This window comes from Saccharopolyspora sp. NPDC045941, assembly GCF_056431445.1.
In genome coordinates, this window is sequence record NZ_JBWKKU010000009.1 from 114,776 (window position 1) to 127,257 (window position 12,482).

The following is a 12,482-nucleotide window of genomic DNA, read 5'->3' on the forward strand; positions in this document are numbered from 1 at the left end:
GCGGGAGCGGTCACCCGGTGGTCACCGGTCCCGCCCCGCACCGGCGGAGGGTACCGCTGTGAACAAGCGGGGCGCCGCGAGGTGCTGCCCCTCGAAAGCGTCCCGGACGGCGCGCTCGATGCGGTTCCTGTCGTCGACCCGCACCAGCGCGATCGCCGAGCCGCCGAAGCCGCCGCCGATCATCCGGGAGCCCAGTGCACCGGCGGCCAACGCGCTGTCCACCACGAGGTCCAGCTCGGGGCTGGAAACCCGGTAGTCGTCGCGGAGGCTGGTGTGGGAGGCGATCAGCAGCGGGCCGATCTCGGCGTACCGCCCGGCGCGGAGTTCGTCCACAGTGGCCAGCACCCGGCCGTTCTCGGTGACGATGTGCCGGACAAGCGGTCGGAGCTCTTCCGGAAGCTTCGGCAGGGTCGTCGCGAGGTCATCGCCGGGCACGTCGCGAAGTGCTTTGATCCCCAGCAGTTCCGCCGCGCGTTCGCAGCCCTGCCGCCGCTGTCCGTAACCGGACTCGCTGTGCGAGTGCTTCACGCGAGTATCGATCACCAGCAACTCCAGGCCGGCGCTGCGGGGATCGAACGGGATCTGCTCGGAGTCGCCGGAGCGGACGTCGTAGAACAGCACGTGTTCCGCGGTGCAGGCCAGCGACGCGGTCTGGTCGAGCAGGCCGGTCGGCGCTCCGGCGAAGTCGTTCTCCGCACGCTGCACCAGGCGCGCGATCTCGCCCAGGCTCGGGGCGTTCGGCTCGCCAGGCGCCAGCCGCGCGGTGTCGAGCAGCGCCAACGCCACAGCGCATTCCAGGGCGTGGGAGGACGACAGGCCGGCACCGGTCGGCACCTCGCCGACGATCACCAGGTCGGCGCCGCCGAGCGGGAACCCGGCCTCGCGCAGGGCCCATGCGACGCCGGCCGGGTAGGCGACCCAGCCGGTGGTGGTGCCGGGGTTCAGTTCGTCGATCGACACGACGGGGGCGCGGTGCACTCGTCCGTCGCTGCCGAGAGTGGCGACGGAGAGGAGCCGGTCGGGACGGGGACGGATCGCGACGGCGGTGCGGTGCGGCAGGGCGAAGGGGAGCACGAACCCGTCGTTGTAGTCGGTGTGCTCCCCGATCAGGTTCACCCGCCCAGGGGCGGACCAGACCGCGCTCGCCGCGCCGCCGTGCTCGTCGATGAACAACGCCGCCGCGCGGTCCGCCGTATTCACTTGGTGCGCACCATGACCGCGTGCGCGATGCTGACCGACAGTTCGGTGCTGCCGTTCTGGCCGCGGACCTCGATCGGCTTGTTCGGCCCGACCACCGACATGATCTCCACCTCGTTGCCCGGCACGATGCCGGCGTCCTTCAGTTCGGTCATCAGGTCGGGGTCGAGCTGGACGTGCTCGGCGATGCGGCGGATGACGGCGCGGCCCCCGCCGTTGCGGGCGATCTCGTCGACCCGCTGCAGGTCGCCGTCGGCCGGCGCCTCGACGTGGTCAACGCCGAGCTCGTCGAGCCCCGGGATCGGGTTGCCGTAGGGCGAGGTCGTGGGACCACCGAGCAGCTTGACGAGCTTGCGCTCGACGGCTTCGCTCATCACGTGCTCCCAGCGGCACGCTTCATTGTGGACGTGCTCCCACTCGAGGCCGATCACGTCGACGAGAAGCCGTTCGGCGAGGCGGTGCTTGCGCATCACGCTGATCGCGCGGGCGCGGCCGGCCTTGGTGAGTTCGAGGTGGCGGTCCTCGGCGACGGTCAGCAGCCCGTCGCGTTCCATGCGGGCGACCGTCTGGCTCACCGTGGGGCCGCTCTGCTCCAACCGTTCGGCGATGCGGGCCCGGAGCGGAACCACGCCCTCTTCTTCGAGGTCGTAGATGGTGCGGAGGTACATCTCAGTGGTATCGATGAGATCGTTCACGTCGGCTCCCCATTCAGTCCCAACCACGATGCTAGTCGCCCCGGGCGACAGCGGTCAGTGGTCCGGGAGTTGACTTCCAGGATTTCCGACAGACCTCGTCGCCGGGCTACGAAAGGGCCGTCATGCATCCTTTGATCAGTACTGATGATCTCATGGCCGCGTTGCGGCGGCAGCCGCCCCCGACGCTCCTCGACGTCCGGTGGTCGCTGCTCGGGCCGCCGGGCCGGGAGGACTACGAAAAGGGGCATCTGCCCGGTGCGGTGTTCGTCGATCTGGACGCCGAGCTTGCGGCTGAACCGGGCCCAGCGGGACGTCATCCACTGCCCGCCCCGGCCGATTTGGAGGCGGTGTTCCGCAGGGCGGGCGTCGACGCCGAGCGCCCGGTGGTCGTCTACGACGCGGACAACGGTTCGGTGGCGGCCCGCGCTTGGTGGCTGCTGCGCTGGGCGGGGCACGAGTCGGTGGCGGTGCTCGACGGCGGCTACGCGGCCTGGGTGGCGGCGGGGCAACCCACGACGACGGACCTGCCGCAGCCCGCGGAGGGCGACTTCCGGGTCCGGCCGGGCTCGATGCCGGTGGTGGACGCGGACGCCGCTGCCCGGCTCGCCAGGGAAGGCACGCTGCTGGACGCCCGTGCGCCGGAGCGCTACCGCGGCGACGTCGAGCCGGTGGATCCGCGGGCCGGGCACATTCCGGGCGCGCTGAACGCGCCGTTCGCGGCGCACGTGGCGGAGTCCGGCCGGTGGCGGTCCCCTGCGGAGCTGGCGAAGCACTTCGCCGACCTGGGCGTCGATGCGGCGGGCCCGGTCGGGGCGTACTGCGGGTCGGGCGTGACCGCCTGTTCGGTCCTGCTCGCGTTGGAACACGCGGGCCTGTCCGACCGGCAGCGTCCGGCGGTGCTGTACGCGGGCTCGTGGTCGAACTGGTCGGCGGACCCGGCGAGGCCGGCCGCGACCGGATCGGAGGCCGGATGACAGATCGTTCCGCCGGTGCGCGCGGGTGACTCGGAACACTGTGTTGGTCGACACAGGGCAGGTAGCGTCCGGGGCATGGGTTCTCAGTGCGCGGTCGTGTGGGACGAGTCGGTGCTCGGCTACGACCTAGGTGGGCAACATCCGCTGCATCCGATCAGGCTGGAACTGACGATGCGGCTGGCCCGTGCACTCGGGGTGCTCGACGGCGTCGAGACGATCAAGCCCGAACCGGCCACCGACGCGGACCTGAAGCGCGTGCACACCGCCGAATACATGGCGGCCGTGCGCTCGGCGCCGATGGCGGGCTGGGAGGTCGGCCACGGGCTGGGCACCGACGACAACCCGATCTTCGACCGGATGCACGAGGCATCGGCGCTGATCGCGGGCGCCTCGATCCGGGCGGCCGAGCAGATCGTGTCGGGCAAGGCCGACCGGGCGGTCAACATCGCCGGCGGACTGCACCACGCGATGGCAGACCGCGCGGCTGGCTTCTGCGTCTACAACGACTGCTCGGTGGCCATCGCGTGGATGCTGGAGCAGGGCGTGGAGCGCATCGCCTACCTCGACGTCGACGTGCACCACGGGGACGGCGTGCAGGCGTCGTTCTACGACGACCCGCGGGTCATGACCATCTCGTTGCACCAGCACCCGCTGACGCTCTGGCCGGGCACCGGGTTCTCCACGGAGATCGGCTCCGGCCGGGCCGACGGCACCGCCGTCAACATCCCGCTGCCGCCGGGCACGGGTGACGCCGACTGGCGACGGGCCTTCCACGCGGTGGTGCCGTCGGTGCTCGACGCGTTCCGGCCGCAGGTGCTGGTGACGCAGTGCGGTGCGGACGCGCACCGGGAAGACCCGCTGGCGGAGCTGTCGATGAGCGTCGACGGGCAGCGCGCGACCTACCAGGACCTGCGGGAACTCGCCGACAGCTACGCGGGCGGCAAATGGCTTGCGCTGGGCGGCGGTGGCTACTCGCTGTTCCGGGTGGTGCCGCGCGCCTGGACGCACCTGCTGGCGACGCTGCTGGACCGCGACCTCGACCCGGAGACGACCATCCCGGAGGACTGGATCGCGCACACCGTGCGCGTCGCGGACAACGTTCCGCTGCCGACTTCGATGACCGACGGGGCCGACCCGGCCTTCCAGCGGTGGTCGGGGGTCACCGCGTCCGCGGTGGACACCTCGATTCGCGACACCCGGCATGCGGTGTTTCCGTTGCATGGTCTCGACCCGGTCGACAGCCGCGACTGAGGAGTCCGAAGTGGACGGAGTAGTGGAGCAGCAGGAAGCAGCCACCCCGCGGGCGGACTACCCCCGCCGGTGGGAGGCGGACGTGGTGCTGTCCGACGGCGGCACCGTGCACCTGCGGCCGATAACCGAAGCCGATGCCGAGAAGCTGGTGGCCTTCCACGGGCGGCTCAGCGACCGGACCAGGTACTACCGCTACTTCGGCCCGTACCCGCGGATGCCCCAGCGCGACGTGGAGCGGTTCACCCGCGTCGATTACGTCGACCGCGTCGCGCTGGTGGCGCTGCTCGGCGACGACATCGTGGCGGTGGGCCGCTACGACAGGCTCGGCGAGCAGCAGTCGGCCGAGGTCGCGTTCGTGGTGCAGGACCAGCACCAAGGGCGCGGCCTGGGATCGATCCTGCTGGAGCACCTGGCCGCCGCGGCGCGGGAACGCGGGCTGCGGCGCTTCGTGGCCGAGGTGCTCGCCGAGAACTCGACCATGGTCCGGGTCTTCCGCGACGCCGGTTACCAGGTGAGCCGGGCCATGGAAGAGGGCGTGGTGCACCTGGAGTTCGACATCGACCCGACCGAGGAGTCGGTGGCCGTGGCCCGCGCCCGTGAGCAGGCGGCCGAGGCCCGCAGCGTGCACAACCTGCTGCGGCCGCGTTCGGTGGCGGTGATCGGGGCGTCCACCGATCACGCCAAGATCGGTCACGCGGTGCTGACCAACCTGCTCACGGCGGACTTCACCGGCCCGGTCTACCCGGTCAACCCGGAGCACCGCTCGGTGCGCGGCGTGCGCGCCTACGCCTCGGTGCTCGACATCCCCGACGAGGTCGACCTGGCGGTGGTGGCGATTCCGGCCGCCAGCGTGACCGGGGTGCTCGACGACTGCCTGGCCAAGGGCGTGAAAGCCCTGGTCATCGTCAGCGCCGGGTTCAGTGAGGCCGGCCCGGACGGCCGCGAGGTGGAACGCGAGATGGTGCGGGCTGCGCGCGTGCACGGCATGCGCGTGGTCGGCCCCAACGCGCTGGGCGTGGTCAACACCGACCCGGAGTTCCGGCTGAACGCGAGCCTGGCGCCGCAGCTGCCCGGCCGCGGCCGCACCGGCTTCTTCTGCCAGTCCGGTGCGCTCGGGGTGGCGATTCTGGCCACCGCGACCGAGCGCGGCCTCGGGCTGTCGACGTTCGTCTCGGCGGGCAACCGCGCCGACGTGTCCGGCAACGACCTGCTGCAGTACTGGCAGACCGACCCGGCCACCGATGTCGTGCTGCTGTACCTGGAGTCATTCGGCAACCCGCGCAAGTTCGGCCGGCTGGCGCGGCGGCTGGCCCGCAGCAAGCCGGTCGTGGTGGTGAAGTCGGGTCGTAACGCGGTGCGTCCCGGCTTGGCGGCCACGTCGGTGCAGATCGACGAGACCAGCGTGCAGGCGTTGTTCGAGCAGTCCGGCGTCATCCGGGTCGAGTCGGTTGCGCAGATGTTCGACACGGCACTGCTGCTGGCGCACCAGCCGCTGCCGCAGGGCGACCGGGTCGCGATCGTGGGCAACTCCTCGGCGCTGGGCATGATCGCCGCCGACGTGGCGCAGGCCCAGCAGCTGGAACTGGCCTGCGACCCGGTCGACGTGGGGGCGTCGGCGGGGCCGGAGGAGTTCGCGGCGGCGGTCCGCGACGCCGCCTTGCGCCCGGACGTCGACGCGTTGGTGACGGTGTTCGCCCCTCCGGTGGCGGTTCCCGGCACCGCGTACGCCCGCGCCTTGCGAGAGGCGTTGCAGGAAGCCGGTGTCGCGCGTTCGAAGCCGGTGGTGACCACGTTCCTGGCCGCTGAAGGCGTGCCCGACGAGCTCGTGGTTCCCGGCCCGGACGGATTGACCGGCAAGGGCTCGGTGCCGTCCTACCCGAGCCCGGAGCGGTCGGTGCTGGCGCTCGCGCGGGTCACCAGGTACGCGCAGTGGCGCGCCGCGCCGAAGGGGCATTTCGTGCGGCCGCCGGAGATCGACGAGGACCGGGCGCGGGCGCTGGTCGACGGCTGGCTCGCGGAGGGCATCACCGATCTCGACGACGACCAGGCGGTGCGGCTGCTCGGCTGCTACGGCATCGACCTGGTGCCGTTCCGCCTGGTCACCGGCGTCGAAGAAGCAGTCGCGGTGGCGGAGGAGCTGGGCTACCCGGTGGCGCTGAAGTCGGCGAGCGATCAACTGCGGCACCGCAACGACCTGGTCGGCGTCCGACTCGACCTGGGCAGCGCCCATGCGGTGCGGTCGGCGTACGCCGACATCCGGCAGGTTTCGGGGATCGACGAGGTCTACGTGCAACGCATGGCGGCCCGGGGCACTTCGTGCGTCATCGACCTGACCGAGGACCCGTCGTTCGGCACCCTGGTGTCGTTCGGCCTTTCCGGGGTGGCCAGCGAATTGCTCGGGGACAAGGCATATCGCGCGCTGCCGCTGTCCGATGTGGACGTCTCCGCGCTGGTGCGCGCGCCGCGGGCGGCGCCGCTGCTGGCCGGGTACCGGGGCACCGAGCCGGCCGATCTCCCGGCGCTGGAGGACCTCGTGCTTCGGGTGGCGACCCTGGCCGAGGACTTGCCGGAGGTTCGCGACCTGGCGCTGCAGCCGGTGCTCGCTTCGCCGACGGGTGCCGTGGTCGCCGGGGCCAGGGTCGGCATCCGGGCGTCGCCGGCGGCGCTGGACGCCGGTCCGCGGCGGCTTCGCTGATCGCTGCGATGCGGCACACTGCCCGAAACTGACTGGTTCCGTTAATCTGGCGGCGTGGACGAGCAGACCGTCGAGAACAACGCCGAGAGCGGTTCGGGCGACCAGGCTTCCCTGGTGCTCGGGCAGGTTTCGGCCGGCACGCACCGGCTGACCGTGCGCGCCGCCAAGCAGGACGATCCCGCCAGCCCGGTGGTCGTCCTGCTCCCCGCGATGGGCGTGCCCGCCAGGTACTACCGCCCGTTCGTCGCCGATCTCCACGCCCAGGGCCTGGCGGTGGTGACCTTCGACGTGCGCGGGCAGGGCGAGAGCAAGCCGTCGGCCGCCCGCGGTGTGCGTTTCGGCTACCAGAGCATGATCGACGACGTGGATGGCGTGCTCGATCTCGTCGACGCTGCTTTCCCGCAGGCGCCGCGGTTCCTGCTCGGGCACAGCCTGGGTGGCCAGATCGCCCTGCTGCACGCGGCATGCCGCCCGGACCGGGTGCAGGGTGTGGCGCTGGTGGCTTCCGGCTCGGTGTGGTTCGGGAGCTTCCCCGGGATGTACAAGCTCCGCACCCTGTTCGGCACGCAGTTGGTGGCGGCCACGTCGGCGCTGCTCGGCTACTGGCCCGGCCACCGGTTCGGCTTCGGCGGCCGCCAAGCGACCGACCTGATGCAGGACTGGGCGCGGCAGGCCCGCACCGGCCGTTACCTGCTCAACGGCTCGACGACCGAGTACGAGGCGGCGCTGCGGGAAGTCCGGCAGCCGCTGCTGACCGTCAGCGTCGCGGGCGACCGGCTGGCCCCGAAGTCCTCAGTGGACCACCTGGCGGCGAAAGCCGGGCGGGCGCGGCGCACCGACAAGCACTACACCCGGGCGGCGTCCGGCGCGGAGAACCTCGGCCACTTCAACTGGGTGCGCAACGGCGGCGAACTGTCCCGCTGGGTCCGGGACTGGATCGCCGCCGTCGATTCCTCGGTCCACGCGTAGCGAGATCGCGGAAGCCGATCGATTCGGTGGGGTGGGGAAATCCGCCCCACCGGTCGTCAGCAGACCGAGTCGGTCGGCTTGGGGACGTCGAGCCCGAACAGCGGGCGCAGCTTCAGCCCGACCCAGGTGCCGACCAGCGCCAGCAGGCCCCAGGCCCAGCCGTGCAACGAGAACGAGGCGATCCCGGAGAAGTAGGCGCCGATGTTGCAGCCGTACGCCAGCCGCGCGCCGTAGCCCATCAGCAAGCCGCCGATCACGGCAGCGAGCACGACCTTCGCGGGCAACCGCTTGGCCAGCACGAAAGCGCCCGACGCCGCCGACGCCACGAGTGCGCCGACGATGATCCCGAAGTCCAGCACCGAGGTGGAGTCGGCCAGCACCGGACCGGTCAGGGCCGCTGCGCGTTCTCCTTGCCAGTACGGCCAACTCGCCACGTCCACACCCACAGCCTGCAGGGCCTTCGAGCCCCACAGGACGAAGGCCGAGGTGATGCCCCACGGGCTGCCGCGGGTCAGCAGCACGACCGCGTTGAGCCCGGCCAGCACGAGAGCCCCGACCCAAAGCGGCCACGAGCCGCGCAGCACGCGCCAAAGCCCGCGCGACGTCGGCGGGCGGCCCGCCGGCGGCGCGTTGCGGCGCCGAGCCCATCGCGTTGCGGCGTAACCGATCGCGCCGAGCACGGCGAGCTGAACCACCAGTGCGCCGAAGTAACCGAGCCCGGTGTCGTCGGCGAGGGAGAACGATCCGAGGGTGATCGCGTCCGAGGTCCACAGTGGAAGGTGCAGCGCGCCGAGCACCGAGCCGCAGATGAAGAAGAAGAGCGTGACCACCAGCAAGGTGTTCCCGCCGCCGACGGCGAACAAGGTGCCCGATGCGCAGGCGCCCCCGAGCTGCATCCCGATGCCGAACAGGACCGCGCCGACGACCAGTCCGAGCCCCAGCGGTTCGACGTTTCCCTTCGGCGTGGCGCCGAAGAACGTCACACCGCCGGCCAGGATCGGGGCGAACAAGATCGACGCCGCGCCGAGCATCAGCAGGTGCGCCTGGACGCCCGACGTCTGTCCAACCGAGACGAGTTGCCGCCAGGCCGAGGTGAAACCGAAGCGGGAGTGGAAAAGCGTCAGCCCGAGCGCGAGACCCAGACCGGCCAGCACGGCGGACTTCACGCCGACCACAATGGCCGCAGCGGTCACGAGCGCCACGGCCGCGATCACCCCGATGGTCAGCGGAACCCACTGCGGCTTGCCCTGCGGTGCTGGGGCCGCGTCGGCGGATGTGGCAGGTGTGGCGGTGGTGGACATTCCTCACTCCCGAATGTGAAGCGGATTCGTCGACGAAACCACGCGCGGGCTGTCGACCACCAGCTGTTTCGAAATGTGGGAAAGATGTGGATTCAACTCGGTGCGGATTTCGCGCAACCGGCCACGCGGGGCGCTCCGTCCTTAGGGCATGAGACGCCTACAAACCGCAGTGGGCGCGGGTGTTCTGCTCGTAGCGTTGGCAGCCTGCGCCCAACAGCCATCCAATGAAGTTGGTTTCGGTGGCCAGCCCCCGGCTCCGCCCGGCCCGGTACAGCCGAAACCCGAACAGGAACGCGCTCCGGTCGCCGAGACCGCGGTCGACGCGTTGTTGCTACCCAGGGGATATCCGAAGAAGGTCTGGACCCAGGACGGCGGAGCGGTCGTCGTGGCCACCGGTCAGGAAGGCGGCTGCAGCAAGGTGCACGCCGAGCTGGCCGAACAGACCGCCGACCACGTGAAGGTGGTGCTGGTCGAAGAAACCCCGGAACCGCCGGGAATGTGCACGATGGACCTTCGCTACCCGCCGGTGGCGGTGCAGCTCGACGCACCGCTGGACGCGCGGAAGGTCGTTCTGGAACAACGAGATGTCAAGGTTCCCCGCTGATCGGTGACCGCGTGATACCTGCCAATCGCGTCGATCGGCTGAGCTGAAACCTGTACTCCCGCAGGAGGTGGGGCTCCTGCGGGAGTACAGGTGTGTGGTCAGCGGCCGAAGGAGATCTGCAGGGTCGGCTTGGTGGAGTTGGCGAAGAAGTCGTTGCCCTTGTCGTCGACCACGACGAACGCGGGGAAGTCCTCGACCTCGATGCGCCACACCGCTTCCATGCCGAGCTCGGGGTACTCCAGCACCTCGACCTTGCGGATGCAGTCCTGGGCCAGGCGCGCGGCGGGGCCGCCGATGGAACCGAGGTAGAAGCCGCCGTGGGTGTGGCAGGACTCGGTCACCTTCGCCGACCGGTTGCCCTTGGCGAGCATGACCAGCGAGCCGCCCGCGGCCTGGAACTGCTCGACGTAGGCGTCCATGCGACCGGCGGTGGTGGGACCGAACGAGCCGGAGGCGTAGCCCTCCGGCGTCTTGGCCGGGCCCGCGTAGTACACGGGGTGGTCGCGCAGGTATTCGGGCATCGGCTCGCCGGCGTCCAGCCGCTCGGCGATCTTGGCGTGCGCGATGTCGCGGGCGACGACCAGCGGGCCGGTCAGCGACACGCGCGTCTTGACCGGGAGCTTGGACAGCTCCGCGCGGATCTCCACCATCGGCCGGTTCAGGTCGATCTTGACGACCTCGTCGGAGAGCTGCTCGTCGACCACGTCCGGCAGGTAGCGGGCCGGGTCGCGCTCCAGCTGTTCCAGGAACACGCCCTCGGGGGTGATCTTGGCCTTGGCCTGGCGGTCCGCGGAGCAGGACACCGCGACACCCACCGGCAGCGAGGCGCCGTGCCGTGGCAACCGGATGACCCGCACGTCGTGGCAGAAGTACTTGCCGCCGAACTGCGCGCCGATGCCGAACTGCCGGGTCATCTCCAGCACCTGCTGCTCCATCTCGACGTCGCGCAGGGCGTGCCCGGAGGCCGAGCCCTCCCGCGGCAGCTCGTCGAGGTAACGGGCCGAGGCGAGCTTCGCGACCTTGAGGTTGAACTCGGCGGACATGCCGCCCACCACGATCGCCAGGTGGTACGGCGGGCAGGCCGCGGTGCCCAGCGAGCGCAGCTTCTCCTCCAGGAACCGCCCGAGCCGCGTCGGGTTCAGCAGCGCCTTGGTCTCCTGGTACAGGAACGTCTTGTTGGCGCTGCCGCCGCCCTTGGCCATGAACAGGAACTCGTAGGCCGGGTCGGTGCCGGGCTTGTTGTACAGCTCGATCTGCGCGGGCAGGTTGCTGCCGGTGTTGCGCTCGTCCCAGAAGTTCAGCGGCGCCATCTGCGAGTACCGCAGGTTGAGGTCCTGGTAGGCGTCGAAGACGCCCCTGGCGATCGCCTCTTCGTCGCGACCGCCGGTGAGCACGGTCTCGGTGCGCTTGCCGATGACGATCGCGGTGCCGGTGTCCTGGCACATCGGCAGCACGCCGCCGGCGGACACGCACGCGTTGCGCAGCAGGTCGGTGACCACGAACCGGTCGTTCGGGCTGGCCTCCGGGTCTTCAACGATCGCGCGCAGCTGCGCCAGGTGGGACGGGCGCAGCAGGTGCTGGATGTCCTTGATCGCCTCGGTTGCCAGGGCGGTGAGCGTGGTCGGCTCGACTTCGAGGAATCGTCGCCCGGCCGCCTCGACGACTCGGATGCCTTCGGTGGTCACCAGGCGGTAGTCGGTGTTGTCGGGGCCGAGGGGGAGCACCTCGGTGAAATCGAACGTGGTGGGCACGTCGCGGCTCCTTTGCGCGCGTTCGGGTTACGCGATGACCAATAAAACCGCGCGGTCGATCAGCGCGTCCACGGGGGTGGCCCAGGTGTGACGGATCGCCCGCCCTGGTGGCGCGGCGGAGCACCTGCGAGGCTGGCGGCCGAACGTCTCATCGCACCCCGGACGCGGGGCCGGAGCAACGGAGGTCGCCTTGCCGACGACAGATCCCCTCGATGCGCTGGTCAACCTTCGTGACCTGGGCGGGCAGCCCGCCGGTGACGGCGTGGTGACGAGGGCCGGCGTGGTGTTCCGGAGTGATGCTCCGCACAACGCCGACCGGGTGCCGGAGGGAGCGTCGCCGTGGCCGCCGAAGGTCGTGGTGGACCTGCGGGATTCGGTGGAGACCCGTGACCAGGAACACCCGCTCGCGTCGGTGGCCACCGTGCACCACGTGCCGCTGCTGGAGGAGGCGCGGGACGCGGACATCGACGTCGACGAGGCGGCCCACGAGCTGACGGCGCTGTACCAGTCGATCCTGCAGGGCGCCCCGAAGAAGCTGGTCGAGGTGTTCCGCATCGTCCTGGAGGCGGACGGTCCGGTGCTGATCCACTGCGCGGCGGGCAAGGACCGCACGGGAGTGGTCTCGGCGATGCTGCTGGGCGCGGTGGGAGTGCGCCGCGACGCGATCGTGGCGGACTACGTGCGCACGGACCGGAACATGTTTCGCGTCCTGCAGCGCCTGAACGTGGCGCCGGAGCTCCCGCCGGGCGTGGACGAGGAGATGGTCCACGAGCTCCTGTCGACGCCGACGGAGGCGATCGAGAGCGTCCTGAGCGCCTTCGAGACCCACGAGGAGGGCGCCAGGGGCTGGCTGCGGACGCACGGGGCCACGAACGACGAACTGGACCGCTGGCGGGCCAAGTTCATCGGCTGAGACGACGCGACCAGAAGCCTGCAGCGAACGGCCTGTTCACCTCGGAAGAAGAGGTGAACAGGCCGTTCGCGCAGAAGCGGTGTGGATCTGGAAAAGGTCGGGAGGCCGGACCCGCCCCGACGACGAGTCCGC

At 70.8% G+C, this 12,482-nt stretch carries 10 protein-coding genes; 6 read left to right on the forward strand and 4 right to left on the reverse strand.

What is annotated here, in order from left to right:
* Positions 1-21: 21 nt before the first annotated feature.
* On the reverse strand, positions 22-1,200 hold the full coding sequence (galK, locus tag AC07FN_RS09755) for a galactokinase (protein ID WP_478395256.1): 1,179 nt from the start codon (positions 1,198-1,200) through the stop codon (positions 22-24).
* The gene (locus tag AC07FN_RS09760) at positions 1,197-1,892 is read right to left on the reverse strand and encodes an iron-dependent transcriptional repressor DtxR (protein ID WP_452612849.1); all 696 of its coding nucleotides are present in this window, start codon (positions 1,890-1,892) and stop codon (positions 1,197-1,199) included. The genes galK and AC07FN_RS09760 overlap by 4 nt, the downstream gene beginning before the upstream one ends.
* A 122-nt stretch (positions 1,893-2,014) precedes the next feature.
* Here AC07FN_RS09760 and AC07FN_RS09765 point away from each other — a divergent pair, with 122 nt between their 5' ends.
* The 4 genes from AC07FN_RS09765 (at position 2,015) to AC07FN_RS09780 (ending at position 7,781) form a co-directional block, all read left to right on the forward strand.
* Positions 2,015-2,866, forward strand: coding sequence for a sulfurtransferase (locus AC07FN_RS09765; protein ID WP_478395257.1), 852 nt, complete (start codon positions 2,015-2,017; stop codon positions 2,864-2,866).
* A 75-nt stretch (positions 2,867-2,941) separates the two neighbouring features.
* A complete protein-coding gene (locus AC07FN_RS09770) occupies positions 2,942-4,117 on the forward strand; it encodes an acetoin utilization protein AcuC (protein WP_478395258.1) in 1,176 nt (391 codons plus the stop codon).
* A complete protein-coding gene (locus AC07FN_RS09775) occupies positions 4,086-6,812 on the forward strand; it encodes a bifunctional acetate--CoA ligase family protein/GNAT family N-acetyltransferase (RefSeq protein WP_478395259.1) in 2,727 nt (908 codons plus the stop codon). Before AC07FN_RS09770 ends, AC07FN_RS09775 begins: the two co-directional genes overlap by 32 nt.
* A 54-nt stretch (positions 6,813-6,866) precedes the next feature.
* Complete coding sequence (locus tag AC07FN_RS09780) at positions 6,867-7,781, forward strand: alpha/beta hydrolase family protein (protein ID WP_478395260.1); 915 nt, start codon at positions 6,867-6,869, stop codon at positions 7,779-7,781.
* A gap of 56 nt (positions 7,782-7,837) precedes the next feature.
* On the opposite strand, the gene AC07FN_RS09785 is transcribed toward AC07FN_RS09780, so the two are convergent.
* Positions 7,838-9,082 carry a YeeE/YedE family protein gene (locus AC07FN_RS09785; RefSeq protein ID WP_478395261.1) on the reverse strand — a complete coding sequence of 415 codons (1,245 nt, stop codon included), beginning with the start codon at positions 9,080-9,082 and terminating at the stop codon, positions 7,838-7,840.
* 148 nt (positions 9,083-9,230) lie between these two features.
* On the opposite strand from AC07FN_RS09785, the gene AC07FN_RS09790 reads away from it, so the two are divergent.
* The gene (locus AC07FN_RS09790; RefSeq protein ID WP_478395262.1) at positions 9,231-9,686 is read left to right on the forward strand and encodes a hypothetical protein; all 456 of its coding nucleotides are present in this window, start codon (positions 9,231-9,233) and stop codon (positions 9,684-9,686) included.
* A 98-nt stretch (positions 9,687-9,784) separates the two neighbouring features.
* On the opposite strand, the gene AC07FN_RS09795 is transcribed toward AC07FN_RS09790, so the two are convergent.
* Positions 9,785-11,437 carry a fumarate hydratase gene (locus AC07FN_RS09795; RefSeq protein WP_478395263.1) on the reverse strand — a complete coding sequence of 551 codons (1,653 nt, stop codon included), beginning with the start codon at positions 11,435-11,437 and terminating at the stop codon, positions 9,785-9,787.
* Between the two features lie 190 nt (positions 11,438-11,627).
* Here AC07FN_RS09795 and AC07FN_RS09800 point away from each other — a divergent pair, with 190 nt between their 5' ends.
* Positions 11,628-12,350: a tyrosine-protein phosphatase gene (locus AC07FN_RS09800; RefSeq protein WP_478395264.1), complete on the forward strand. Its 723-nt coding sequence runs from the start codon at positions 11,628-11,630 to the stop codon at positions 12,348-12,350.
* The last annotated feature ends 132 nt before the right edge of the window (positions 12,351-12,482 follow it).